Below are 25,336 nucleotides of genomic sequence, written 5' to 3' on the forward strand. Positions count from 1 at the left end.
CCCATGCTGCTCGCGATCGATGCCGGCAACACCAATGTCGTCTTCGCCGTCATGGACGGTCGGCAAGTTCGGGCGCGGTGGCGGATCGCGACCGATCCCCGGCGTACGGCCGACGAGTATGTCGTCTGGCTGAGCCAGTTGCTCGCGCTGGAGGGGATCGAGCGCGCGGCGGTTACGGAGGTGGTGATCGGCACGGTGGTGCCGCGCGCGCTCCACAACCTGCGCACACTCAGCATCAAGTATTTCGGCGGCGAGCCGATCGTCGCGGGCGCCGACGGCTGGCCGCTGGTGCTCGACGTCGACGAGCCGCAGAGCCTGGGCGCCGACCGCGCGCTCAACGCCATCGCCGCGCACGCGGCCTACAGCGGCGACCTGATCGTGGTCGATTTCGGCACCGCGACCACCTTCGACGTCGTTGATTACACCGGCGCGTACAAGGGCGGGATCATCGCTCCGGGTATCAACCTCAGCCTCGACGCGCTGGTGACCGCCGCCGCCAAGCTGCCGCGGATCGCGATCGAGGCGCCGGAAGATACCCGCGTGATCGGCCGCAACACGGTCGACCAGATGCACATCGGCATCTTCTGGGGCTATGTCGCCATGCTGGAAGGGCTGATCGCGCGGTTGAAGGCCGAGATCGGCCGCCCGGCGCGGGTCATCGCGACCGGCGGCCTGGCCGTGCTGTTCGAGCAGCATACCGACTGCTTCGACGCGGTGGCGCACGACCTGACCCTCACGGGACTGGCGATGATGGCGGAGCGCACCCATATGGCGAGGTGAGCGGCGGGCGTCCTGCCCGGGCCTAGAATTCTCACCGCCACCAGGCGGTTCAAGCGGCGCCGGGCGTATCACGCAGGTGCCTTCACTCTACAGAAAGTACCAAGTGACCAATCCCAAGAACGAATTGCTCTTCGTCGCGCTCGGCGGCTCGGGCGAGATCGGCATGAACGTCAATCTTTACGGCTGCAACGGCAAGTGGCTGATGGTCGATTGCGGCGTCACCTTCGCCGATCCCGATTACCCCGGCGTCGACGTGCTGCTGCCCGACCTCTCCTTCGTCGAGGAGCGGCTGGGCGACCTGCTCGGCATCGTCATCACGCACGGGCACGAAGATCATATCGGTGCGCTGCCCTACCTCGCCGCCGACCTGGGGGTGCCGATCTACGCGACGCCGTTCACCGCCGGCCTGATCCGCGAGAAGCTGGAGGAGGAGGGCGTTGCGAACGACGTCAAGCTGAAGCTGGTGCGGGAGAACGAGCCGTTCCAGCTCGGGCCGTTCGACCTGTCCTATGTTCCGCTCGCACACTCGATCCCGGAGGGGAACGCGATCCTGATCGGCACGCCGCACGGTCGCATCCTGCACACCGGCGACTGGAAGATCGACGAGGAGAGCGCGATCGGCGGTGCGTCGACGGAGGCGGAGCTGACCGCGATCGGCGACAAGGGCGTGTTCGCGCTGGTGTGCGACTCCACCAACGTCTTCAACCCGGAAGCGTCGGGCACCGAGGCGCAGGTGCGCGAGGGCTTGGACGCGGTGATCGGCAAGGCGAAGGGCCGCGTGCTCGTCACCACCTTTGCCTCCAACGTCGCGCGGCTGGAGACGCTGGGACAGGTCGCGCGCGACACCGGTCGGCAGCTGGTGGTCGCGGGGCGCTCGCTCGACCGCATCGTCCGCGTGGCCAAGGCGGTCGGCTATTTGAAGAACTTTCCGCAGACGGTCGACTGGGACGCCGCGCAGAAGCTGCCGCGCGACAAGGTGCTGATCGTCGCGACCGGCGGTCAGGGCGAGCCGCGCGCCGCGCTCGGCCGCATCTCGGAGGGCACGCACCCGCTGAAGCTCGACCGCGGCGACTCGGTGGTGTTCTCGTCCCGCCAGATCCCGGGCAATGAGACCGCGATCGGCGCGATTCAGAACCGCCTTGCCGCGGCGGGAGTGGAGATCGTGACGGAGCGGCAGGCCTTCGTCCACGTTTCCGGCCACCCGGGCCGTCCCGAGCTGGAGCAGATGTATCGTTGGATCCGTCCGGAGCTGGTGATGCCGGTTCACGGCGAGATGCGGCACCTGTCGGAGCACGCCCGCTTCGCGATCGCGAGCGGCGTACCCGGCGCGGTCATCCAGAAGGATGGTGACATCATCCGCCTGGCGCCCGGCACGCCGCAGAAGATTGGCGAGGCCACGGTCGGTCGGCTCGCGGTCGACGGCGACGTGATCCTGCCGGCCGACGGCCAGACGCTCAACGAACGCCGCAAGCTCGCCCTCTACGGCCAGATCTCGGTTGCAGCGGCGATCCGCAAGGACGGTTCGCTGATCGGCGAGCCGGAGGTGCGGCTCCAGGGTGTGCCGGTCGAGGAGGACCGCGATCCATTCCTCGACGAGGCGATCGATGCCGCCGAGGAGGCGATCAGAAGCATCCGCGGCAAGGATCGCGATAAGCTGCGCGAGGCGATCCGCCTGGGCGTCCGCCGCGTCGCGACCCGCTGGACCGGCAAGAAGCCGATCGTCGATGTCCTGCTGATCGAGGCGTGAGCGCGGCCGGCGGTTAGGCCGGCTGCCCGCCGCCGCCGGTCGCGCCGAAGATCTGTCCGGTCGAGAAGCTCATGCCCGGGTCGGCCGCGGCGACGTACAGCCCCGCGATCTCCGCTGGCTGTCCCGGCCGGCCGAGCGGCGCGGTGCGGCCGAAGCTCTGCTGCTTCTCGGGCGTCGCGCCGCCCGACACCTGAAGCGGCGTCCAGAAGGGGCCTGGTGCGACCGCGTTGACGCGGATGCCCTTCGGCGCAAGCTGCTTGGCGAGGCTCTTGGTCAGGTTCAGCACCGCCGCGCGGGTCATGGCATAGTCCATGATGTCGGCCGACGGGTCGCTCGCCTGTTCCGACGAGGTGAAGACGATCACGCCGCCGGCCTGCATCCGCGCAACCGCCGCCTTGGTCAGCCAGAACGGCGCATAGACGTTGGTCTTCATGGTCGCGTCGAAATCCTCCGACGTGATCGCCGCAATTTCCGGCCGGGTCTGCTGACGCGCGGCGTTGTTGACCAGGATGTCTAGTCCGCCGAGCTCGCGCGCGGCGCGCTCGATCAGCTGGCGGCAGAAACTCTCCTCGCGCAGGTCGCCGGGGATCGCCACGGCCTTGCGCCCAGCCTCGCGGATGAGCGCCACGACCTCGCGGGCGTCCGGCTCCTCGGCGGGCAGGTAGTTGATTGCGACGTCAGCACCCTCGCGCGCGTAGGCGATCGCGGCGGCACGGCCGATCCCGCTGTCGCCGCCGGTGATCAGCGCGCGCTTTCCGGCCAGGCGGCCGGACCCGCGATAGCTCTTCTCGCCACTGTCGGGACGCGGGTTCATCTTGGACTGAAGCCCCGGCCAGGGCTGGCGCTGCACGGGGAAGGGCGGCTTGGGATAGGCGGCCGCCTGCGGTGTCGTCGGCGCTTGCGGGGGCGGCGGCGTCTCCTGCGCGAGTGCCGGCACCGCGCTGGCGGCGGCGGCGAGGCCGGCAGCGGTGACGATCGTGCGGCGGGTCGGATCGATGTCGGTCATGGCGCGCTCCGGCAGGGGTTCGCCGGTCAACCAGCCATGGCGGAGCGTTGTTCCCGCTCAGCGCCCCTTTGTACGGGCGGCGAGATAGGCGTGGAGCACGCGAATGTCGCTTTCCGGCATGGCGGCGAGCCGCTGGCGCGACGCCTTTGACATCTCGCCGACCTCGCGCCCGCCCGGCGCCTTGCCGGTGCGCAGCAGGGTGCGGAAGCCATCAAGCGTGTAGCTCGCCGCGACGGCGAGGTCGGGCGGGTCGCCGGGCTGCGGATCGCGCAGACCCTTGAGGTCGGGCTCATGGCAGCCCGCGCACTGCGTCCGGGCGATGTAGCGGCCGCGCTCCAGCGCCGGGCCAAGCGCGGGCGGCGGCGCGGCGAGCGCCGCAGCCAGCGTGTCCGCGGCCGGCTTCAACCGCCCGGCGGCGACGGCCTTGTGCCAGCGGGCGCGGGCCTGCACGCGCGGATGCGCCACTCCGCTCGGCTTGGCGGTCCGCAGCCACGCGATCAGGTCCTGCATGTCGCGGTCGTTCATCACCGCATAGGGCGCGGCGTCCATATACCACAGCTTGCTGCCATCGGGCCGGATGCCGGTCCGCAGGGTCCGCTCGAGCGCCGCGTCCGAATAGCGCGGCAGCGTCTGCGACAGGTTGCTGCTCCACAAGGTTGCGATGGTCGGATCGTCGACGATGACCTTGCCCGCGAGCCGCGCGCCGTGGCAGTCGGTGCAGCCGAGCGCGCGCGCGATGCCCGCGCCCCGTGCAGCGGACCCGCGCGGTGCCGCGGCGATCAAGACAGGTACGGTGAGCGTGAGCAGCACGCCCGCGACGATCCCTAACCGCATACAGGCCCCCTGTGTCGATCAGGGTCGAGGCGAACCGCTAAATTGTCAATGGTCGCAGCTGCCTCGCTCGGCTAGGCGGGCGCGATGAAGTGGCAATCAGCGCTCGCCATCTACTTCCTGTTCTGGACCTTCTGCGTCTTCCTGGTGCTGCCGTTCGGCGTCCGCACGACGGAGGAGGCTGGCGGCACGCGCGTGCCGGGTCAGGCCGACAGTGCGCCGCACCACTTCCCCGCCGGCCGCATCGCGGTCCGCGTCACGGTAGTGGCGACGATCGCCTTTGCGCTGTTCTACCTGAACTACACCTATGGCTGGATCACGCCCGAGATGCTCGACTGGATTCGGTAGGATTTTTCCTCGTTCCACTATTGTTCCTGTGGAACAGATGCGATACATGGATGCTCTAGCGATTGAACGGCGGGCGATCATGCCCTAGCGATGGAGCTTCCCAATGGCAGCGAACCTGAAGGTCATCGACAGCGGCATGGCGACGGCGAACACGGATAGGCAGAAGGCGCTCGACGCCGCCCTGGCGCAGATCGATCGCGCCTTTGGCAAGGGCTCTGCGATGAAGCTCGGTCAGAAGGAGGCGATGCAGGTCGAGGCGATCTCGACCGGGTCGCTCGGGCTCGACATCGCACTCGGGGTCGGCGGCTTGCCGCGCGGGCGCGTGATCGAGGTCTACGGGCCGGAAAGCTCGGGCAAGACGACGCTGGCGCTCCATGTCATCGCGGAGGCGCAGAAGAACGGCGGCACTGCCGCGTTCGTCGACGCCGAGCACGCGCTCGACCCGGTTTATGCCAAGAAGCTCGGCGTCAACATTGACGAGCTGATTGTGTCGCAGCCCGACACGGGTGAGCAGGCGCTGGAGATCACCGACACGCTGGTGCGCTCGAACGCGATCGACGTGCTGGTGGTCGATTCGGTCGCGGCGCTGGTGCCGCGCGCGGAGATCGAGGGCGAAATGGGCGACAGCCACGTCGGCCTGCAGGCGCGGCTCATGTCGCAGTCGCTGCGCAAGCTGACGGGTTCGATCAGCCGCTCGCGCTGCATGGTGATCTTCATCAACCAGCTCCGCATGAAGATCGGCGTGATGTACGGCAACCCGGAGACGACGACCGGCGGCAACGCGCTGAAGTTTTACGCCTCCGTCCGGCTCGATATTCGCCGGACCGGACAGATCAAGGACCGCGAGGACATCGTCGGCAACGCGACCCGCGTGAAGGTGGTCAAGAACAAGGTCGCTCCGCCGTTCAAGCAGGTCGAGTTCGACATCATGTACGGAGAGGGCATCTCCAAGATCGGCGAGGTGCTCGACCTGGGCGTCAAGGCCGGGCTCGTGGAGAAGTCGGGCGCGTGGTTCTCCTACGACTCGGTCCGGATCGGGCAGGGACGCGAGAACGCCAAGACATTCCTCAGAGAGAATACCGAACTGGCTGACCGGCTAGAGCGCGCGATCCGGGCGCGGACCGACAAGGTCGCCGAGGAGATGATGACCGGTCCGGACGCCGACGACGATCTCTGACCGGATCGATGCACCGTTGAAGACGAGGAGCCCGCCGGTCGCTCGGTGGGCTTTTTCGTGTGCGTTGGTCGACGTCGACGACGCTGCTGCCGCCGCCTACGGTCTCGAAGGCGGAGGTGCGGATGACGAGCGGCGCGGAGTGGCAGGGGCCGGTCGGGCAGAGTTGGGCCGACGAGTGGCAGCGCACAGAGCGCGCGATGGCGGGCATCGGAGACGTGCTGGATGCCGAGATTGCGCGTGTTGCACCCGTCGCGGGTCGCGCGCTCGACATCGGCTGCGGCGTGGGCAGTACCTCGCTGGCACTCACCCGGTCTGCGCCTGCGCTGGAGGTGGTCGGCGTCGACCTGTCGGCGGCGCTGGTGCGGGTCGCGCGGGAGCGTGCCGCGGCGGCAGCGGCGCTGACCTTTGAAGCAGGCGACGCGATCGGCGTTGCGGAACGGCTCGCGCCGAACGACCTTATCGTGTCTCGTCACGGCGTGATGTTCTTCGACGACCCTGCCGGTGCCTTTGCGAGGCTCCGCGCCGCGGCGCGTCCAGGCGCGCCACTCGTCTTCTCCTGTTTCCGAAGGCGCGAGGAGAACGAGTGGGCTCGCGTCCTCGACGCGGCGGCAGGCGTGGTGCCGCTGGAGGCGAGTGGCCCCGGTCCCTTCAGCCTCGCAGATCATACCGCCACGACGGACGTCTTGTCTCACGCCGGCTGGTCCGACGTGACTGCCGTCCCCCACGACGTCGGTTACGTTCTGGGCGACGGCAGTGAGCCGGTCGAGGAAGCGCTTGCCTTCACCCGGCGGATTGGCCCGGCGGCGCGAGTGATCGCGGAGGCGGGTGCTGCCGACCGTAGTCGGATCGAGGATCGGTTGCGCGCCGCCTTCGCTTCCCGCGTCACGGGCGGTCGAGTAAGCCTGTCCGCCAGCGTGTGGATCTGGACCGCGCGCGCCGGAGACGCGCCATGACCCTGATCGTCCACCACCTGGAGAACTCCCGCTCCCAGCGCGTGCTGTGGCTGCTCGAGGAGCTCGGGCTTTCGTACGAGGTCAGGCGGTACGAGCGGAACAAGGCGACGATGCTCGCCCCGCCGGACCTTCGCCGCATCCACCCGCTCGGAAAGTCGCCGGTGATTGAGGACGGCGAGCGCGTCGTCGCGGAGACGGGCGCGATCGTCGAGTATCTGGTGGAGCGCGGCGATGGGCGGTTCGGGCCGCCGGCTCACCGGGAGGAGGCGCTGCGCTACCGCTACTTCCTCCACTATGCTGAAGGCTCGCTGATGCCGCCGCTGCTCGTCAAGCTGGTGCTCGGGCGCGTGCCGCTGCTGGGCCGCCGTGCGCAGGCGAGAATTCAGCCGATGATCGACGTTCACCTAGACCATGTCGAGGCGGAGCTGGCGAGCCGCCCCTGGTTCGCCGGCAGCGAGATGAGTGCGGCCGACATCATGATGAGCTTTCCGCTGGAGGCGGCGCGCGCCCGCGGCGGGCTGGACAGCAATCGTCCGGCGACGATCGCCTGGCTTCAGCGCATCCATGCGCGTCCCGCCTATCAGCGTGCGCTGGCGGTCGGTGGCCCCTACGCCTACGCCTGAACGGCGCGCTCAGACCCGATCGAAGCTGTCGACGTCGCGTGCCGGCCCGCCGCCGCTCGGCGCGACTCGCGCGGTCACGTCCGGGCTCTCCGCCGGATCGAGCCGCCGCGCCTCCCACTTGGCGATGACGGTCGCCGCCACCGCATTGCCCACGACGTTGGTCGCCGACCGCCCCATGTCGAGGAAATGGTCAATCGCGATGATCAGCAGCAGTCCCGCCTCCGGGATGTCGAAGAAGGATAGCGTGCCGGCGATCACCACCAGGCTGGCGCGCGGCACGCCGGCGATCCCCTTGGACGTGATCATCAGGATCAGCAGCATGGTGATCTGCTGCCCGAGCGTCATGTCGATGCCGTAGGCCTGCGCGATGAACATGGTCGCGAAGGTCATGTAGATCATCGATCCATCGAGGTTGAACGAGTAGCCGAGCGGCAGCACGAAGCTGGCGATCCGCGGCGGCACGCCGAACCTGTCGAGCGCCTCCAGCGTGCGCGGATAGGCGGCCTCCGACGAAGCGGTGGTGAAGGCGAGCAGCAGCGGATCGCGGATATAGCGAACGAGCTCGCCGGTACGTGGGCCGACGATCACCCGGCAGATCGCGATCAGCAGCACCCATAGCAGCGCCATGCCGATGTAGAAGGTGAGCATGAAGTAGCCCAGGCTTCCAAGGATCTCCGGGCCCCGCTCGGCGATGGTGCCGGTCACCGCCGCGAAGACCGCAAAGGGAGCGAACCGCATCACGTAGTTGGTGACCTGCAGCATGACCTGCACGAGCGATTCGATGCCGCGAACCAGCGGCGCCGCCTTGTCCCCGACGGCGGTGATCGCGACCCCGATGAAGACGGAAAAGACGACGATCTGCAGGATCTCATTATTCGCCATCGCCTCGATCCCGGAGGCGGGAAAGATGTGGCTGACGAACTGCTTGAAGTCGAACGCCGCCTTGTCGACGCCGCTTGCCGCATCGGCGGGCGGGATCGGGATGTCGAGCCCGACCCCCGGCTGGAACAGGTTGACCAGGATCAGGCCGAGCGTGAGTGACATCAGGCTCGCGCCGATGAACCACAGGATCGATCGCCCACCGACCCGCCCGAGTGCGGCGGTGTCGCCCATGTGCGCGATCCCGACCACCAGCGTCGAGAAGACGAGTGGCGCGATGATCATCTTGATCAGCCGCAGGAACACGGTGGTGACGATCGACAGATAGTAGGCGACGCTGGTCAGCGTCGCGCTGCCCGGGCCGCCATTGTCGGCGTAGATGGCGTTCAGGATCAGTCCGGTGGCGATGCCGAGCACCAGTGCGGCGATGATGTAGTAGGTCAGGCGCTTGGCCACGCAGCGGGTCCCTCTCAGTTGACGGGGACAGGACCCGATTGCGGGGGCCGGGTCAAGCGCGGGAGCGCTTCGCTGTCATCCTCACCTGCGCCGGCATGACCGGCGGGATCAGCTCAGCGATCGCCGAAACGAACGCGCGTCACCGTGCCACGCGGCGATCGCGCGGCGCGCCTCGGCCTGCGCCGCCGCGCGGCGGCCGAGCGCCGAAAGCGCGCGGGCGCGCACCGCCACCGTCATCGGGTCGGCGGGCAGGACCGCCAGCACTCTGTCCGCCTCAACCAAGGCCTTCTCGGGTCGGCGCAAGCCCAGCAGCGCTTCCGCCATGCTGCGCCGCACCGGGTACCACCAGAGCGGCGGGTCGGCGAAGTTGGTGAAGGTCGCCTCCTCCTGCAGCCTGGCCGCCCGCGTGAACGCGGCCAGCGCGAGCTTCGGCTTGCCCTCGATGGTCGCGGCACGGCCGGTCAACACCAGCTGGGCGATGCGCGCCATCTGCGCCGCCACGCCGGCGGCCGGGTCAGACGTCTTCGCGAAGGACGTTGCGATCGCGGCGGCTTCCGCACGCACCGCCGCGGCATTGCCGAGCCGCGCCTGCGCCTCGCCGCGGGCATATTGCCAATAGGCGGTAAGATACGGCAGCGTGGGACTCGGCAGCGCCAGAACCGCGGCGGGATCGGCGTAGCGGCCGTGCGCGGCATAGCCCATGCCGGCCACCATCTGGCGGAACGCGCGATCACCGGTCGCCGTGCCCGCGCGGCGCACCAGCGGCTCGGCGAGGAAAAGCGCGGCCTCGGCATCGCCCGCCATCATCGCGCCGCCGATGCCGAAATGAACGTTGTGCGCGTGGTAGCGGACGTCCCAGACCGCGTCGGGCGTGGTGGGGGCGAGCCGCGCCGCCTCCGCCTGACCGAGCCTCGCCGCCTCCGCCTGACCGAGCCTCGCCGCCGCGACATTCGCCCGCGCCGCGTCCTGGTACCGGCCGGTCCAGTAGTAGGTGTGCCCAGGCATGTGGAGCAGGTGGCTGGCGGCCGGTGCGAGTGCGGCGAGGCGGTCGGCGTAGCGTGATGCACGCCCCGGCTGGCGGACGATCTCGGTCGCATGGATGTAGAAGTGGATGGCGGGCGTATAGTCCGGATCGCGCGCCAGCACGCCTTCCAGCAGCGCGATCGAGCGGTCGATCTCCGGGCGCTTCAACGACGCGCCCTCGAGCGACGCGATCAGCCACGCGTCGGCGGCGAGCGTGTCGAGCGCGTTGCTGCCCGGATGCGCGCGCACGACGGCGTCGAGCGCCCGGGCGTAGGCAAGGTTAGCGGACGCGTCCTTCGCGTCGGGCTGGTAGCGCAGCACCAGCGCGTCCGCGAGCGCGCGCTCGAGCACGGAGCCGTCCGCGGCCAGCCGCCGTGCCGATTGTGCGCGGGCGAGCAGCGCCGTCTTCTCCGCCGCCGACTTGCCGTAGTTGATCGTCGGTCCGCCCGCCCAGGCCTCTCCCCACACGCACATCGCGCAGGCCGGATCGCGCCTGACCGCCTCCTTCATCGCGGCGATCGAAGCATCATGGGCGAAGGCGGCGCCGAGCTGCATGCCGTTGTCGAAGAATGCCTGCGCCGCGGGGACGCGGGTGGCGATCGCCCAGCCGCCCTTGCCGAAGCCGCTTAGCAGCTCGGGCGTGGCGGTCCGCACCGTGTCACCGCCGCAGATGGCCGCTGGCATATCGGTCGCGGGCGCCGGTGGCGCGTCCTGCGCACCGAGGCCGGTGAGCAGCGGCAGCAGCATCGCGGTGACGATCAGGCGCATGGTCCAGGACTCCCCCAAGCCACCGCAAGCTTAGCACAGGCGACGTGTCCCGGCGATGCTTGAGTGCGGCCCGGTGCTCGCCTAAGCCGCAGGCCATGACCTCGACCAACGATATCCGCCGCAGCTTCCTCGACTATTTCGCGCGGGCCGAGCACCAGATCGTGCCGTCGGCGCCGCTGGTGCCGCAGAACGACCCGACGCTGATGTTCGTCAACGCCGGCATGGTGCCGTTTAAGAACGTGTTCACGGGGCTAGAGAGCCGGCCCTACTCGACCGCGACGTCCAGCCAGAAGTGCGTGCGCGCGGGCGGCAAGCACAACGACCTGGACAATGTCGGCTACACCGCGCGGCATCACACCTTCTTCGAGATGCTCGGCAACTTCTCGTTCGGCGATTACTTCAAGGAACAGGCGATCACCCACGCCTGGACCCTGCTGACCAAGGAGTGGGGGCTGCCGGCGGAGAAGCTGACCGCCACCGTCTACCACACCGACGATCAGGCATTCGATCTGTGGCGCAAGATCGCGGGCCTGCCCGAAGAGCGGATTATCCGCATCGCGACCAAGGACAATTTCTGGGCGATGGGATCGGACGGACCGTGCGGGCCGTGCTCGGAAATCTTCTACGACCACGGCGACCACATCTGGGGCGGCCCTCCGGGGAGTCCGGAGGAGGACGGCGACCGCTTCGTCGAGATCTGGAACCTGGTCTTCATGCAGTTCGTGCAGGAGGCCGATCAGATCGTCGGTGATCTGCCGCGCCCGTCGATCGACACCGGCATGGGCCTGGAGCGCGTGGCCGCGGTGCTGCAGGGCGTCCACGACAACTACGATACCGACACGTTCAAGGCGCTGATCGCGGAGAGCGGCGCGCTGACCGCGACCGCGACGACCGGCGACAATCAGGCGAGCCACCGCGTCATCGCCGATCACCTGCGCTCGGCAGGCTTCCTGGTCGCGGACGGCGTGCTGCCGGCGAACGAAGGGCGCGGCTATGTGCTCCGCCGCATCATGCGCCGCGCGATGCGGCACGCGCACCTGCTGGGCGCAAAGGAGCCGCTGATGCACCGCCTGGTGCCGAGCCTGGTCGCGGAGATGGGCGGCGCCTTCCCCGAGCTCGTCCGCGCGCAGCCGCTGATCGAGGCAACGCTGCTGCAGGAGGAGACCCGCTTCCGCCGGACGCTCGCGAACGGCCTCAAGCTGCTCGACGAGGCGACCGGCGACCTGGGCGAGGGCAGCACGCTGCCCGGCGCGACCGCGTTCAAGCTCTACGACACCTTCGGCTTTCCCTACGACCTCACCGAGGACGCGCTCCGCCCGCAGGAGATCGCGGTCGACCGCGCCGGCTTCGATGCCGCGATGGCCGAGCAGAAGGCCGCTGCGCGGGCCGCGTGGAAGGGTTCGGGGGCGAAGGCGTCCGACGACATCTGGTTCGACATCGCCGAGGACGGCGCGACCGAGTTCACCGGCTACGCCAACGACACCGGCGAAGGCCAGGTGATCGCGCTGGTCAGGGACGGCGCGCGCGTCGACAGCGCGAGCCAAGGCGATACGGTCGAGGTGCTGGTCAACCAGACACCCTTCTATGCCGAGAGCGGCGGGCAGGTGGGTGACGCCGGCACGATCGCCGGCGACGGTGTCAAGGCGACCGTCACCGACACGCAGAAGCATGTCGGCAAGCTCCACGGCCATGTCGCGACGATCGACACGGGCACGCTGAAGGTCGGCGACACCGTCAAGCTGTCGATCGACCTCGACCGGCGGCGCGCGATCCGGGCCAATCACTCGGCGACGCACCTGCTTCATGCCGCCCTTCGTGAACGCTTGGGCACGCACGTCGCGCAGAAGGGGTCGCTGGTGGCGCCGGAGCGGCTCCGCTTCGACGTGTCGCACCCGTCCGCCATGTCGAGCGCCGACCTGGCGCTGGTCGAGGCCGACGTGAACGCGCAGGTCCGCGCCAACACGCCCGTCTCCACGCGGCTGATGACCCCCGAGGACGCGATAGCGGAGGGCGCAATGGCGCTGTTCGGCGAAAAGTACGGCGACGAGGTCCGCGTCGTGTCGATGGGCACGGAGGACGGCGGCCGCACCTACTCGGTCGAGCTGTGCGGCGGCACCCACGTCGGCGCGCTGGGCGAGATCGGGCTGCTCAAGATCGTCGGGGAGGGCGCGGTGAGCTCGGGCGTGCGCCGGGTCGAGGCGCTGACGGGCGAGGCGGCGCGCCGCTACCTGGCGGCACGCGACGACAAGCTGAAGGAAGCGGCCGCCGCGCTGAAGGCGACTCCGGACGAGGTGCCCGCACGCGTTGCGGCACTGCTCGAGGAGCGGCGGCGGCTGGAGCGCGAGCTCGCCGAGGCGAAGAAGGCGCTGGCGATGGGCGGCGGCACTGCCGGGGCACCGGCCGGACCGGAGCAGGTCGGCGACGTCGCTTTCATCGGCCAGGTGCTCGACGGCTTCGAGGCGAAGGGGCTGCGCGGCGCGGTGGACGAGGCCAAGGCGCGGCTCGGCTCGGGCGTGGCGGCGCTGGTCGCCACCAACGACGGGCGGGCAACGGTGGCGGTCGGGGTGACCGATGACCTGGTCGGTCGCGTGAGCGCGGTAGAGTTGGTCAAGGCAGCCGTCGCCGCGCTCGGCGGGCAGGGCGGCGGCGGCCGGCCCGACATGGCTCAGGGCGGCGGGCCCGAGGCGGGGAAGGCGCCGGACGCGCTCGCGGCGGTCCGGACCGCGCTGATCGGCGAGAAGGCCGCGAACTAGGCGATTACTCTGCAGAGCGGCGGTCGCGGCGATAACCGCGACCGCCGCCTCAACTCACTGCGCCGGCTGCGCTGGTGCCGCCGGCTGCGCGGCGCTGAGCGCCTGGGCGAACTGCTCGGCGGTGAAGCCGATCACGACGCCGCCCTGCGGATCGACCGCGAAGATGTTGCGCGGCAGCGACACGTCCTGCCCGGCGGCGGTGGTCAGGACGATGCTGTCCGCGGCGACCGCCTTGATCTTGCCTGCCTCGGCGGCGCCGTTGCGGGTCTTGACCGCGGCACCCGTCACCAACGCCGCCGCCGTCTTGGCCGCCTGCTCCGCGTAGAAGCCGTCGAGTTGCGCCTTGGTCAGCGCGATGATCGGACCCTTCGGCCCCGGCGTCATCGACGTGAGCGGATACGGTGCCTTGTTGGTGCCGGTGTTGATGATCGCGGTGCCCTCTGCGATCGTCTCGATGGTGCCGACGGGTGCGCCAGCCGTGTCGACCACGGTCGCGCCGACCGCGGGCTGGACTGGCTGACCGGCCGCGGCGGGCGCGCCGGACTGCGGCGTCGCGGCGGGCGTCGCAGGCGTCACTTGGGCTTGTGCTCCCGTGGCCGTGAGTGCGGTCGCGAGGGCAAGGGTTATGAACGGCATGGGTGATCCTTTCCGATGTGGTTGCGAAACGAACGCGCAACCGCCGCGGCAGGTTTCCCCGCGTTTTATCCAAAGCGTTGATCGGTCGTGACGTCATGGCGTCACGTCGGCCTGACGCAGACGGCGGATGCGCGGATCACGGTCCAGGTTCGCGTCCTGGCGGATCATCTGGCGCATCTCGTCGCGCTTCTCGTGGATGGAGGCGATCACCGGTCCCATCGCGACACCGATGTCGACCAGCACTGCCTCCGACAGCTGGAGCGAGCTCTCCAGCGTCTCCGGGACCGCGTCCGTCACGCCCGCCTTGTACAGCTCGCTCGCGTGGGCGCCGTCGCGGGCGCGGGCGATGATCGGCAGCGTCGGCAGCCAGCCGCGCACACGCCGGGCGAGCGCCACCGTCAGTACCGGATCATCCATCGTCAGGATCAGCGCGTCCGCGTGACCCAGCCGCAGCCGATCGACCAGTTCGCTGCGCGCCACGTCGCCGAAGATCACCGGATAGCCGGCGCGCTTCGCCTCGTTCACCACGTCGATGTCGGCCTCCACCGCCACGAACGGCTTGCCGTGCACGGCCAGCATGTCGGCAACGGTGCGTCCGACCCGGCCGAAGCCGATGATGACGGTACCGGGCCGGTCGGCGTCCACGTCCGGGTCGGCGATGCGCTCCTGCCGGTCGATCCGGCGCGCGACCGCCTGGCCCGCCTTGGCGAGCAGCGGCGTGATGGTGAGACCGATCGCGGTGACCGTCGTCCAGAAGGCAGCCGTCGATGGCAGGATCAGCCCGGCGGCGAGCGCCGCGGCGAGCACGATCAGCGTGGTCTCGGACGGGCTCGACATCAGCACGCCGGCCTCCGCCGCGGTGCCCGTACGCGTGCCCGTGAACTTGAGCAGCGCGGTGGTGACCCCCGCCTTCACCGCCATGACCGCGATGATCGCGGCGAGCAGCTGACCCCAGTTCGCGAGCACCAGCGAAAGATCGAGCCGCATCCCGATGGTGAGCAGGAAGACGCCGAGCGCCAGGCCCTTGAAGGGCTCGGTCATGACCTCGACCTCGCGGGCGTACTCGGTCTCGGCGATCAGCACGCCGGCCAGCAGCGCGCCGACGATCGGCGACAAACCGGCCGCTGCGGTGGTGAGGCTCGCGACGATCACGACCAGCAGGCTGGCAGCGAGGAACAGCTCCGGGCTTTTGGTGCGCGCGGCCTGGGCGAACAGCCGCGGAAGGACGAAGCGCCCGGCCGCGAACAGCGCCGCGACCGCGATCGCGCCGCGCAGCGCGACGTTCCAGATCCCCTCCCACCCGCCGGCCGCGGTCGGTGCCATGGCGCCCAGCGCAAAAATGATGGGGACGAGCGCCAGATCCTCGAACAGCAGCATGGCAAAGGCCGGCCGCCCGACCCGGCTCGCCGCCCCGACCAGCGGCAGAACGAGCGCGGTGGAGGAGAGCGACAGCGCGAGCCCCAGCCCGATCGCACCGCCCCACGCCTGACCGATCAGGTGCAGGCCGATCGCGATCAGCACCGCCGATCCGAACAGCTCGACCGCGCCCAGCCCGAACACCAGCCGCCGCATCGTCCAGAGCCGCTTCAACGATAGTTCCAGCCCGATCGAGAACAGCAGCAGGATGATCCCGAACTCGGCGAACGGCTCGATCGATGCGGGATTGCTGATCGTCAGATAGTAGAGCCACGGCACCTGCGGCACGAGCCCGCCGAGCGCGGCCGGACCGACCAGCACGCCGACCAGGATGAAGCCGATGACCGGGCTGATCCGAAAGCGGGCAAAGGCGGGTATGACGATCCCGGCCGCACCCAGGATGACGAGCGCGTCCGAGAAGCCGCTGTTGTGCAGGTTGAGCGCCATGCCAGGCACCATAGGGTCCGCCGCACGGCTTTGTCATGACGCAATGGCGATGGCCGCGCATTGTTGTAGAGAGCGCCGTCCATCCGGAGAGCAGTTCCATGAAGACCCGTGCCGCCGTCGCCTTTGCGCCCAAGCAACCGCTGGAGATCGTCGAGCTCGATCTGGACGGCCCCCGCACCGGCGAGGTGCTCGTCGAGATCATGGCGACCGGCATCTGCCACACCGACGCCTACACGCTCGACGGCTTGGACAGCGAGGGGCTGTTCCCCTCCGTGCTCGGCCACGAGGGTGCTGGCATTGTGCGGGAGGTCGGGGCCGGCGTGACCAGCGTGGCGCCCGGCGACCACGTCATTCCGCTCTACACGCCCGAGTGCCGCCAGTGTAAGTCGTGCCTGTCGGGCAAGACCAACCTGTGCACCGCGATCCGCGCGACGCAGGGCAGGGGGCTGATGCCCGACGGTACCACCCGCTTCAGCCACAAGGGGCAGCCGATCTTCCACTACATGGGCTGCTCGACCTTCTCGAACTTCACCGTGCTGCCCGAGATCGCGGTCGCGAAGATCAGGACGGACGCGCCGTTCAAGACGAGCTGCTACATCGGCTGCGGCGTGACCACCGGCGTCGGCGCGGTCGTCAACACCGCCAAGGTCCAGGTCGGCGAGAACGTCGTGGTGTTCGGGCTGGGCGGGATCGGGCTCAACGTCATTCAGGGCGCGCGGCTAGCGGGTGCGGCGCGGATCATCGGGGTCGACATCAACCCGGAGCGTGAGGCGTGGGGCCGCCAGTTCGGGATGACCGACTTCCTCGACAGTCGTGGGCTCAGCCGCGAGGAGACGGTCGCCCGCGTGCTGGAGCTGACCGACGGCGGCGCGGACTACAGCTTCGATGCGACCGGCAACACGGAGGTGATGCGCACCGCGTTGGAGGCGTGCCACCGCGGCTGGGGAACGTCGATCATCATCGGCGTGGCGGAGGCGGGCAAGGAGATCGCGACCCGTCCCTTCCAGCTCGTTACCGGTCGCAACTGGCGCGGCACCGCCTTTGGTGGTGCCAAGGGCCGGACCGATGTGCCCAAGATCGTCGACTGGTACATGGAGGGCAAGATCGCGATCGATCCGATGATCACGCACGTGCTGAGCCTGGACGAGATCAACCGCGGCTTCGACCTGATGCACGCGGGCGAGAGCATTCGCTCGGTAGTGGTCTACTGATGGACAAGGTGAACCTTGCGGACAAGTTCGCGACCTTCGCCGACCACTGGGCGCCGCGGCTGGTCGCCAGCTACAACGGCAACGACGTCCGTATCGTGAAGGTCGAGGGCGAATTCGTCTGGCACGCCCATGCCGATACCGACGATTTCTTCCTGGTGCTGGACGGCGAGCTCGACATCGAGCTGCGCGACCGCACCGTAACGCTGGGGCCGGGCGAGCTGTTTGTGGTACCACGCGGCGTCGAGCACCGCCCCGTTGCGCGACGCGGCGAGGTCAGGATGATCAACATCGAACCCGGCGGCACCAACAACGTCCGCGAGGGATCGCCGCAGCAGCCGGTGGTGGCGGCGTAAAGGAGGAGAGTTGATGTTCAGTCACGTAATGCTCGGCACCGACGACATGACGGCGAGCCGCGCCTTCTACGATGCGACGCTGGGGGCGCTCGGCGCCCGACCCGGTCGCGAGGACCCGAAGGGGCGCGTCGTCTACCTGCACGACGGTGCCATGTTCATGCTGACTCGCCCAATCAACGGCGAGCCGGCCTGCCACGCAAATGGCGGCACGGTCGGGTTCCGCTGCGCCAGTGCCGAGCAGGTCGCAGCCTGGCACGCGGCCGGCGTTGCCCACGGCGGCACCGCGATTGAGGACCCGCCCGGCGAGCGGCAAGGCCCGTTCGGCGCGGTGCACCTCGCCTATCTGCGCGATCCTGCCGGCAACAAGCTGTGCGCGGCGTTCCGGCCCGCGTGATGGAGACGGTTGCCACTGCGAAGTCGCACGGCGGCGTCCAGGGCGTCTACCGGCACCCATCCACGGCGACCGGCACCGACATGACCTTTGCCGTGTACGTGCCCCCGCACGCGCCCGGCACGCGCCTGCCTGTGCTGTGGTACCTGTCCGGGCTGACCTGCACCCACGCCAACGTCACCGACAAGGGCGAGTACCGCCGGGCGTGCGCGGAGGCCGGGATCATCTTCGTCGCGCTGGACACATCGCCGCGTGGCGAGGGCGTGGCCGACGATCCGGCCTGGGACATGGGGCAGGGCGCCGGTTTCTACGTCGATGCGACGCAGGCGCCCTGGACGCCGCACTTCGCGATGTGGCGGTACGTGACGGAGGAGTTGCCGGCGCTCGTCGCCGGGGCGTTCCCGGTCGACATGGCGCGGCAGGGGATCACCGGCCACTCGATGGGCGGCCACGGCGCGCTGACGATCGCGCTGACCTGTCCGGAGCGTTTCCGATCGGCCAGTGCGTTCGCGCCGATCGTCGCGCCGTCGCAGGTGCCGTGGGGTGCGAAGGCGCTCGGCGGCTACCTGGGTGCGGACCGTGCGGCGTGGCGCCGGCATGATGCGGTGGCGCTGATCGAGGATGGCGCGCGGCTGCCCGAGCTGCTGGTTGACCAGGGCGCGGCGGACGCGTTCCTTGCCGAGCAGTTGCGGCCCGAATTGCTGGCTGCGGCGTGCGCGGCGGCTGGAATCCCGCTGACGCTTAGAATGCAGCCGGGCTACGATCACAGCTACAATTTCGTCTCGACCTTCATGGCCGATCACGTCGCCTGGCACGCCGCGCGGCTGCGCTGAGGCTAGGAAGAGGATGGCGGCGCGGTGAGGCGCCGCCACCTGACATGGCTTACTGCCAGCTGCCCATCTTGGTCTCCAGGTTGACGCGGACCGCTTCGAAGAACTGCTCCGTCGTCATCCACGGCTGCGCCGGGCCGATCAGGATCGCCAGATCCTTGGTCATCTTGCCCGCTTCCACGGTCTCGATGCAGACCTGCTCCAGCGTCTCCGCGAAGCGCGTGACCTCGGGCGTGTCGTCGAACTTGCCGCGGTACTTGAGGCCGCCGGTCCACGCGAAGATCGAGGCGATCGGGTTGGTGGAGGTGGCCTTGCCCTGCTGGTGCTGGCGATAGTGGCGGGTCACGGTGCCGTGCGCCGCCTCGGCCTCGATCGTCTTGCCGTCCGGCGTCATCAGCACGGAGGTCATCAGCCCGAGGCTGCCGAACCCCTGCGCGACCTGGTCCGACTGGACGTCGCCGTCATAGTTCTTGCACGCCCACACGAACTCGCCGTGCCACTTGAGCGCGGAAGCGACCATGTCGTCGATCAGGCGGTGCTGGTACTCGATCCCGGCCGTCTTGAACTGGTCGGCGAACTCGGTCTCGAACACCTCCTGGAAGATGTCCTTGAAGCGGCCGTCATAGGCCTTGAGGATCGTGTTCTTGGTGCTGAGATACACCGGCCAGCCGCGGCCGAGGCCGTAGTTCATGCTGGCGCGGGCGAAATCGCGGATCGACTCGTCCAGATTGTACATCCCCATCGCGACCCCGGCAGCCGGGAAATTGAAGACTTCCTCTTCGATCGTCTCGCCGTTGGCGCCTTCCCACTTCATGGTGAGCTTGCCGGCGCCCGGCACCTTGAAATCGGTCGCCTTGTACTGGTCGCCAAAGGCGTGGCGCCCGACCACGATCGGGTGGGTCCAGCCGGGGATCAGGCGGGGCACGTTCTTGATGACGATCGGCTCGCGGAAGACGACGCCACCCAGGATGTTGCGGATCGTGCCGTTCGGCGACTTCCACATCTTCTTGAGGTTGAACTCCTCGACGCGGGCCTCGTCGGGGGTGATGGTGGCGCACTTCACGCCGACCCCGTACTTCTTGATAGCGTTGGCGCTATCGATCGTGATCTGGTCGCCGGTCTGGTCGCGCTTCTCGACACCCAGGTCGTAGTAGTCGAGCTCGATGTCGAGATACGGCTTGATCAGGCGCTCGCGGATCCACTCCCAGATGATCCGCGTCATCTCGTCGCCGTCGATCTCCACGACGGGCGTCTTCACCTTGATCCTGGTCGCCATGCTGTTCTTGTCCTGCCTGAGAGTGCGTGGCTGAGGCTCCTACGAGCGCGCGCGCGCCCGATCAACCGCCGCCGCGGCGTTGCCCTGCGGCAAGCGGTGGGGTAGGTGCGGTCGGATGACTTCGCTCGACAAGCCGCCCGTCGTCACGACGACGGTCAAGTGGCGGTTCCCCGGGGTGCACCCCGAAGGCCGCAAGTACGTCTGGATCGCCGGCGGAATCACGCTGCTGCTCACGATCGTCAGCAAGGTACTGTTCTGGCCCATGGTCGGCGTGACGATCTGGGTCGCGACCTTCTTTCGCGATCCTGTCCGCACCACGCCGCAGGGCGAGGGGCTGATCGTCTCCCCCGCCGACGGGCTGGTCACCATGATCGAGCGGGTGCCGCTGCCGCCCGAGCTCGCGGGCCCCAATGCGCTCGGAAGCGAGCCGCTGGTGCGCGTTTCCATCTTCATGTCGGTATTCGACGTCCACATCAACCGCACCCCGATCTCCGGCACGATCCGCCAGGTCGTCTACATCAGCGGCAAGTTCCTGAACGCGGACCTCGACAAGGCGAGCGAGGAGAACGAGCGCCAGCACTTCGTGGTGGAGGGAGGCGACGGCACCCGCGTCGGCTTCACCCAGATCGCGGGACTGGTCGCGCGCCGGATCGTCACCTTTGCCAAGGTCGGCGACATCGTCGCGGTCGGCCAGCGCATCGGCCTGATCCGTTTCGGCAGTCGCGTCGACGTGTACCTGCCCGAGGGATCTGAGCCGCAGGTGGCGCTTGGCCAGCGAGCGATCGCGGGAGAGACGATCATCGGCCGTCCCGGTGTGGCAAGGGCGGTCGGCGTTGCCCAGTGATCCGGTCCGCGACGCACCTCGCTTCGCGCGGCTGCGGCGGCGTCGCGCTGGTGGCGAGCACGGCATCCCGCTGCGCGCGGTCGCCCCGAACGCCGTCACCGCGCTGGCGCTCTGTTCCGGCCTGACCGCGATCCGCTATGCGATCGGGGGCGAGTGGGAGCGGGCGGTCGCCTTCATCATGGCGGCGGGCGTGCTCGACGGCATCGACGGCCGTGTCGCGCGCATGCTCCATGGCGAAAGCCGGTTCGGCGCGGAGCTCGACTCACTGTCCGACGCGATCAGCTTCGGCGTGTCGCCCGCGCTGGTGCTCTACCTTTGGTCGCTCATGTACGCGCCGCGGGTCGGGTGGATCTGCGCGCTGGTCTATGCGGTGTTCTGCGCGCTCCGGCTTGCACGGTTCAATGCGCGGATCGACGTCGCGGACCAGCCGCACAAGTCGGCCGGCTTCCTGACCGGCATTCCGGCGCCGGCCGGAGCGGGGCTGGCGCTGCTCCCGCTCTACCTGTCGTTCTTCGTTGAGGAACCGCTGCTGCGCTCCCCATGGCTGGTCGCGCCCTGGATCGCGCTGATCGCGACGCTGATGGTGTCGAGCTTCGCGACGTTCAGCTGGTCGTCGCTGAAGCTGCGCCGCAACATCCGGTTCGAGGCGATTGTTGTGGTTGTTGCGGTCGGTGCAGCGCTTATCTCGGCGCCATGGCAGACCTTGAGCGTCGTCTGTCTGCTCTACCTCGCGACCTTGCCGCTCAGCATCCGGTCGTACGCCCGGGTCAGGCGGCAGCGCGCCGCGCCGCTGGCGAGTACGCCGCTCGGGGCGTGACGTTGCGCACACGGCTGCGCCCCGGCACCAGCGCGGGCGCAAGCGGCGTCACTACCGGACCGTTCAGCAGCAGGTCGGCGATGCGATGAGCTTCCGGCCACGCCGTTGCGACGAGCGTCCAGACCGCTGCCGCGAAAGCCGCACCGAACACGATAAACGAGATAACCGACATCACCTTGGCTCCCAAGCCTGGATCAATTTCCACTTGATCCAATGATTCCAGACGCTTGTTCGGCAGCTGAGTTCCCGTCTGTACGGAAGCTCGCGCTTGTTCACGCCTGAGTTCCCTTATGTTCTGTCTACGTTCCGGTTGTCAATCCTGTTTTGTTCCGAAAACCCGGCTTGATCCGGCAGCCGGGTTCGTCTAAGGGGCGCGCCTCAACCCGCATGGGAAGCACATATACCGGTGCCCGGTGGCGCTTTGAGCGCCTGAAACCTGGTCATCGCTTCCCAGAGGCTCAACCGGAAGGAGATATCCCTATGGCGGCACCCGTCGTCACCATGCAGGCCCTGCTCGAGTCGGGCGCACACTTCGGCCACCAGACCCATCGCTGGAATCCGAAGATGAAGCCGTACATTTTCGGCGACCGCAACGGCGTCCACATCCTCGACCTGTCGCAGACCGTGCCGCTTTTCGCGCGCGCGCTGGAGTTCGTGTCGTCAACGGTGGCGAGCGGCGGCAAGGTGCTGTTCGTCGGCACCAAGCGCCAGGCGCAGGAGCCGATTGCCGAGGCCGCGAAGCGCGCCGGGCAGTTCTACGTCAACCACCGCTGGCTGGGCGGCATGCTCACCAACTGGAAGACGATCTCGGGTTCGATCAAGCGCTTCAAGGCGCTGGACGAGCAGCTCTCGGGCGACACCGCGGGTCTCACCAAGAAGGAAGTGCTGCAGCTGACGCGTGAGCGCGACAAGCTGGAGCTGTCGCTCGGCGGCATCAAGGACATGGGCGGCGTGCCCGACATCATGTTCGTGATTGACGCCAACAAGGAAGAGCTCGCGATCAAGGAAGCCAACACGCTCGGCATCCCGGTCGTCGCGATCCTCGATTCGAACGTCAGCCCGGACGGCATCGCCTTTCCGGTGCCGGCGAACGATGACGCGAGCCGCGCCATCCGCCTGTACTGCGAGGCGATCGCGATCGCCGCCACCCGTGGCAACCAGCAGGGCCAGCAGAACCGCGGCGTCGATATCGGCGCGATGGATGCCCCGCCGTCGGAGGAGGCCCTGTCGGCCGACCCGATCGTCGAGCAGGCGTCCGCACCGATGGACGAGCAGCAGCAGGCCGAGGGCGAGCAGCCCGTCAGCGCCTGACGCCGCGTCGCGAGACGGTAACACCGGCGGGGCAGGGCGCATGACATCGCCCCGTCCCGCCGACTTGTATCAAGACTAGAGGAACCAAGAACATGGCCGAGATCACTGCCGCTGCCGTGAAGGACCTGCGCGAGAAGAGCGGCGCGGGCATGATGGACTGCAAGAAGGCGCTGGCGGAGACCGGCGGCGACATCAACGCCGCCGTCGACTGGCTGCGCACCAAGGGCCTGGCCGCCGCCGCCAAGAAGTCCAGCCGCACCGCGGCCGAGGGGCTGATCGGCGTCGCCGTCGCCGGCACCAAGGGCGCGGCGGTCGAGGTCAACTCCGAAACCGACTTCGTCGCGAAGAACGAGCGCTTCCAGGACTTCGTGCGCGAGGTGACGCAGGTCGCCCTCGCCGAGGGCGACGACATCGCCGCGATCAAGGCGGCCAAGATGTCGGGCGGCACGACGGTCGAGGACACGCTCACCAACAACATCGCGACGATCGGTGAGAACCAGACGCTGCGCCGTGCCAAGCGCCTTGAGGTGACGCAGGGTGCGGTGATCCCGTACGTCCACAATGCGGCGGCATCGGGCCTGGGCAAGATCGGCGTGCTGGTTGCGCTCGAATCGGACGCAGGCGTCGACGTGCTCGAGCCGCTCGGCAAGCAGGTCGCGCAGCACATCGCGGCGGCCTTCCCGCTGGCGCTCGACGAGACCGGTCTCGACCCCGAGATCCTGGAGCGGGAGCGCGCGATCGCGACCGAGAAGGCACAGGAGAGCGGCAAGCCGGCCGACATCATCGCCAAGATGGTCGAAGGCGGCGTCAAGAAGTTCGCCAAGGAGAACGCGCTGCTGAGCCAGCCGATCGTCCACGACGGCAAGACCCCGGTCGCCGACGTGGTCGCGAAGGCCGCCAAGGATGCCGGCACGACGATCGTGCTGAAGGACTATGTCCGATTCCAGCTCGGCGAGGGCATCGAGAAGGAAGAAAGCGACTTCGCCGCCGAGGTTGCGGCCACCGCCGGTCTCACCAAGTAGGATCGGCCGGGCCGCGCGATCGACGCGTGGGCGGAAGCAGTTGGCAAGGCGGCGCGGCCCTACTAGGGTCCGCGCCGCTTTCCCGTTCATCGTACGAGTAACGCCGCCCCATGAGCACGCCCCGCTACAAGCGCATTCTGCTGAAGCTCTCGGGCGAGGTGCTGATGGGGGAGGGCGGGCTTGCGATCGATCCGGCGGTGACCGCGCGGGTCGCGGGCGAGATCGCGGACGCACGCGGCGCCGGGCACGAGCTGTGCGTCGTGGTCGGCGGCGGCAACATCTTTCGCGGGCTCTCCGCTGCCGCCAAGGGGATCGAGCGGGCGACCGCCGACTACATGGGGATGCTCGCGACCGTGATGAACGCGCTCGCGGTCCAGAACGCGCTGGAGCAGATTGGGGTGGAGACGCGGGTTCAGTCGGCGATCCCGATGGCAAGCGTCTGCGAACCCTTCATCCGGCGGCGCGCCGAGCGTCACCTGGCGAAGGGTCGCGTGGTGATCTTCGCGGCCGGTGTCGGATCGCCGTTCTTCACGACCGACAGCGGGGCGGCGCTGCGCGCGGCCGAGATGAAGTGCGATGCGCTGTTCAAGGGCACCTCGGTTGACGGCGTCTACGATGCCGACCCGAAGAAGGTCGCGACTGCCACCCGTTATGAAACAGTCACTTACGACAGCGTGCTGTCGCAGAACCTGAAGGTCATGGACGCGAGCGCGATTGCGCTGTGCCGTGACAACGACATCCCGATCGTCGTCTTCAACATTCGCGACCACGGCAATCTCGCCGCGGTGCTGCGCGGTGAGGGCGTGTCGACGACGGTCACGAACCGGAACTGAGAGGATCTCCATGCCTGCCTATGACAAGTCCGACCTGGAGCGCCGCATGGCGGGCGCCGTCGAGGCGCTGAAGCACGACCTGGTCGGGCTGCGCACCGGTCGCGCGTCGACCACGCTGCTCGATCCGGTCACCGTCGAGGTGTACGGCGCGCAGATGCCGATCAACCAGGTCGCGAGCGTCTCCGCCCCCGAGCCGCGGATGCTGTCGGTGCAGGTGTGGGACAAGTCCAACGTCGGCCCGGTCGACAAGGCGATCCGCTCGGCCGGGCTGGGGCTCAACCCGATCGTCGACGGCCAGACGCTGCGCTTGCCGATTCCCGACTTGACGGAGGAGCGCCGCAAGGAGCTCGCCAAGCTCGCCAACCAATATGCGGAGAAGGCCCGGATCGCGGCACGCAACGTTCGCCGCGACGGCATGGACAGCCTCAAGACCGACGAGAAGAAGGGTGTGTTCGGCGAGGATGATCGCAAGCGTCACGAGGGCGAGGTCCAGAAGCTGACGGACGCGACCATCGCCGACATCGACGCCGCCGCCGCCGCCAAGGAGAAGGAAATCCTTGGAAAGTGATGCGCGAACGGCGCGACGCGCTGTTCAGGTCGTGCCG

The 25,336-nt window shown here is 68.7% G+C and carries 25 protein-coding genes; 17 read left to right on the plus strand and 8 right to left on the minus strand.

Features of this window, described 5'->3' with window-relative positions:
- The first annotated feature begins 3 nt into the window (after nt 1–3).
- Together CRO12_RS14465 and CRO12_RS14470 are read left to right on the plus strand one after the other, a co-directional pair.
- Nucleotides 4–780 (plus strand): type III pantothenate kinase, encoded by a 777-nt coding sequence (locus tag CRO12_RS14465; RefSeq protein WP_097064756.1) that lies wholly within the window; start codon nt 4–6, stop codon nt 778–780.
- A 163-nt stretch (nt 781–943) separates the two neighbouring features.
- A complete protein-coding gene (locus CRO12_RS14470) occupies nt 944–2,527 on the plus strand; it encodes a ribonuclease J (protein WP_179641077.1) in 1,584 nt (527 codons plus the stop codon).
- A gap of 13 nt (nt 2,528–2,540) precedes the next feature.
- On the opposite strand, the gene CRO12_RS14475 is transcribed toward CRO12_RS14470, so the two are convergent.
- Both CRO12_RS14475 and CRO12_RS14480 read right to left on the minus strand, forming a co-directional pair.
- Nucleotides 2,541–3,533 (minus strand): SDR family oxidoreductase, encoded by a 993-nt coding sequence (locus CRO12_RS14475; protein ID WP_097065099.1) that lies wholly within the window; start codon nt 3,531–3,533, stop codon nt 2,541–2,543.
- A gap of 57 nt (nt 3,534–3,590) precedes the next feature.
- Nucleotides 3,591–4,367 (minus strand): c-type cytochrome, encoded by a 777-nt coding sequence (locus CRO12_RS14480; RefSeq protein WP_097064758.1) that lies wholly within the window; start codon nt 4,365–4,367, stop codon nt 3,591–3,593.
- 84 nt (nt 4,368–4,451) lie between these two features.
- On the opposite strand from CRO12_RS14480, the gene CRO12_RS14485 reads away from it, so the two are divergent.
- The 4 genes from CRO12_RS14485 to CRO12_RS14500 all read left to right on the plus strand — a co-directional run bounded on the left by CRO12_RS14485 (nt 4,452) and on the right by CRO12_RS14500 (nt 7,465).
- Nucleotides 4,452–4,712, plus strand: coding sequence for a DUF1467 family protein (locus CRO12_RS14485; protein ID WP_097064759.1), 261 nt, complete (start codon nt 4,452–4,454; stop codon nt 4,710–4,712).
- Between the two features lie 103 nt (nt 4,713–4,815).
- Nucleotides 4,816–5,889, plus strand: a complete 1,074-nt coding sequence (gene recA / locus CRO12_RS14490; RefSeq protein ID WP_097064760.1) for a recombinase RecA — start codon at nt 4,816–4,818, stop codon at nt 5,887–5,889.
- Between the two features lie 122 nt (nt 5,890–6,011).
- Nucleotides 6,012–6,842, plus strand: a complete 831-nt coding sequence (locus CRO12_RS14495) for a class I SAM-dependent methyltransferase (RefSeq protein ID WP_097065100.1) — start codon at nt 6,012–6,014, stop codon at nt 6,840–6,842.
- Complete coding sequence (locus CRO12_RS14500) at nt 6,839–7,465, plus strand: glutathione S-transferase family protein (protein ID WP_097064761.1); 627 nt, start codon at nt 6,839–6,841, stop codon at nt 7,463–7,465. The genes CRO12_RS14495 and CRO12_RS14500 overlap by 4 nt, the downstream gene beginning before the upstream one ends.
- Before the next feature lie 9 nt (nt 7,466–7,474).
- Here the strand turns inward: CRO12_RS14500 and CRO12_RS14505 are convergent, their stop codons facing one another.
- Entirely contained in the window at nt 7,475–8,800 is a 1,326-nt protein-coding gene (locus tag CRO12_RS14505; RefSeq protein ID WP_097064762.1) for a dicarboxylate/amino acid:cation symporter, read from the minus strand.
- Nucleotides 8,801–8,908: 108 nt separating this feature from the next.
- Nucleotides 8,909–10,591: a tetratricopeptide repeat protein gene (locus tag CRO12_RS14510; protein WP_097064763.1), complete on the minus strand. Its 1,683-nt coding sequence runs from the start codon at nt 10,589–10,591 to the stop codon at nt 8,909–8,911.
- A gap of 95 nt (nt 10,592–10,686) precedes the next feature.
- Between CRO12_RS14510 and alaS the strand changes: the two genes are divergently transcribed.
- Nucleotides 10,687–13,344 (plus strand): alanine--tRNA ligase, encoded by a 2,658-nt coding sequence (gene alaS / locus CRO12_RS14515; RefSeq protein ID WP_097064764.1) that lies wholly within the window; start codon nt 10,687–10,689, stop codon nt 13,342–13,344.
- 54 nt (nt 13,345–13,398) lie between these two features.
- Here the strand turns inward: alaS and CRO12_RS14520 are convergent, their stop codons facing one another.
- Together CRO12_RS14520 and CRO12_RS14525 are read right to left on the minus strand one after the other, a co-directional pair.
- The gene (locus CRO12_RS14520; protein WP_144033611.1) at nt 13,399–13,980 is read right to left on the minus strand and encodes a hypothetical protein; all 582 of its coding nucleotides are present in this window, start codon (nt 13,978–13,980) and stop codon (nt 13,399–13,401) included.
- Between the two features lie 93 nt (nt 13,981–14,073).
- A complete protein-coding gene (locus CRO12_RS14525; protein WP_097064766.1) occupies nt 14,074–15,843 on the minus strand; it encodes a cation:proton antiporter domain-containing protein in 1,770 nt (589 codons plus the stop codon).
- A gap of 98 nt (nt 15,844–15,941) precedes the next feature.
- Between CRO12_RS14525 and CRO12_RS14530 the strand changes: the two genes are divergently transcribed.
- The 4 genes from CRO12_RS14530 to fghA are packed head-to-tail and all read left to right on the plus strand — an operon-like array spanning nt 15,942 to nt 18,631.
- Nucleotides 15,942–17,054 carry an S-(hydroxymethyl)glutathione dehydrogenase/class III alcohol dehydrogenase gene (locus CRO12_RS14530; RefSeq protein WP_097064767.1) on the plus strand — a complete coding sequence of 371 codons (1,113 nt, stop codon included), beginning with the start codon at nt 15,942–15,944 and terminating at the stop codon, nt 17,052–17,054.
- Nucleotides 17,054–17,407, plus strand: a complete 354-nt coding sequence (locus tag CRO12_RS14535; protein ID WP_245858537.1) for a cupin domain-containing protein — start codon at nt 17,054–17,056, stop codon at nt 17,405–17,407. The genes CRO12_RS14530 and CRO12_RS14535 overlap by 1 nt, the downstream gene beginning before the upstream one ends.
- Nucleotides 17,408–17,420: 13 nt before the next feature.
- Nucleotides 17,421–17,801, plus strand: coding sequence for a VOC family protein (locus CRO12_RS14540; RefSeq protein ID WP_097064768.1), 381 nt, complete (start codon nt 17,421–17,423; stop codon nt 17,799–17,801).
- Nucleotides 17,801–18,631 (plus strand): S-formylglutathione hydrolase, encoded by an 831-nt coding sequence (gene fghA / locus CRO12_RS14545; protein ID WP_097065102.1) that lies wholly within the window; start codon nt 17,801–17,803, stop codon nt 18,629–18,631. Before CRO12_RS14540 ends, fghA begins: the two co-directional genes overlap by 1 nt.
- 49 nt (nt 18,632–18,680) lie before the next feature.
- On the opposite strand, the gene CRO12_RS14550 is transcribed toward fghA, so the two are convergent.
- A complete protein-coding gene (locus CRO12_RS14550; protein WP_097064769.1) occupies nt 18,681–19,904 on the minus strand; it encodes an NADP-dependent isocitrate dehydrogenase in 1,224 nt (407 codons plus the stop codon).
- Between the two features lie 115 nt (nt 19,905–20,019).
- Between CRO12_RS14550 and CRO12_RS14555 the strand changes: the two genes are divergently transcribed.
- Nucleotides 20,020–20,748, plus strand: coding sequence for a phosphatidylserine decarboxylase (locus CRO12_RS14555; protein WP_097064770.1), 729 nt, complete (start codon nt 20,020–20,022; stop codon nt 20,746–20,748).
- A gap of 31 nt (nt 20,749–20,779) precedes the next feature.
- Nucleotides 20,780–21,565 carry a CDP-alcohol phosphatidyltransferase family protein gene (locus CRO12_RS14560; RefSeq protein WP_097065103.1) on the plus strand — a complete coding sequence of 262 codons (786 nt, stop codon included), beginning with the start codon at nt 20,780–20,782 and terminating at the stop codon, nt 21,563–21,565.
- Here CRO12_RS14560 and CRO12_RS14565 read toward each other — a convergent pair.
- Nucleotides 21,516–21,737 (minus strand): hypothetical protein, encoded by a 222-nt coding sequence (locus tag CRO12_RS14565; protein ID WP_144033612.1) that lies wholly within the window; start codon nt 21,735–21,737, stop codon nt 21,516–21,518. The two genes, CRO12_RS14560 and CRO12_RS14565, sit on opposite strands and share 50 nt — an antisense overlap.
- A 308-nt stretch (nt 21,738–22,045) precedes the next feature.
- Here CRO12_RS14565 and rpsB point away from each other — a divergent pair, with 308 nt between their 5' ends.
- From rpsB to frr, 4 genes are all read left to right on the plus strand, one after another.
- Complete coding sequence (rpsB, locus tag CRO12_RS14570) at nt 22,046–22,876, plus strand: 30S ribosomal protein S2 (RefSeq protein WP_097064772.1); 831 nt, start codon at nt 22,046–22,048, stop codon at nt 22,874–22,876.
- A gap of 92 nt (nt 22,877–22,968) precedes the next feature.
- Nucleotides 22,969–23,898 carry a translation elongation factor Ts gene (gene tsf, locus CRO12_RS14575; protein ID WP_097064773.1) on the plus strand — a complete coding sequence of 310 codons (930 nt, stop codon included), beginning with the start codon at nt 22,969–22,971 and terminating at the stop codon, nt 23,896–23,898.
- Between the two features lie 110 nt (nt 23,899–24,008).
- Nucleotides 24,009–24,731, plus strand: a complete 723-nt coding sequence (gene pyrH / locus CRO12_RS14580; protein ID WP_097064774.1) for a UMP kinase — start codon at nt 24,009–24,011, stop codon at nt 24,729–24,731.
- 10 nt (nt 24,732–24,741) lie between these two features.
- Nucleotides 24,742–25,299, plus strand: coding sequence for a ribosome recycling factor (gene frr, locus CRO12_RS14585; RefSeq protein WP_097064775.1), 558 nt, complete (start codon nt 24,742–24,744; stop codon nt 25,297–25,299).
- Nucleotides 25,300–25,336: the final 37 nt, after the last annotated feature.

Origin of the sequence: Sphingomonas guangdongensis, assembly GCF_900199185.1 — a bacterium.
Taxonomy (GTDB): Bacteria; Pseudomonadota; Alphaproteobacteria; order Sphingomonadales; family Sphingomonadaceae; genus Sphingomonas; species Sphingomonas guangdongensis.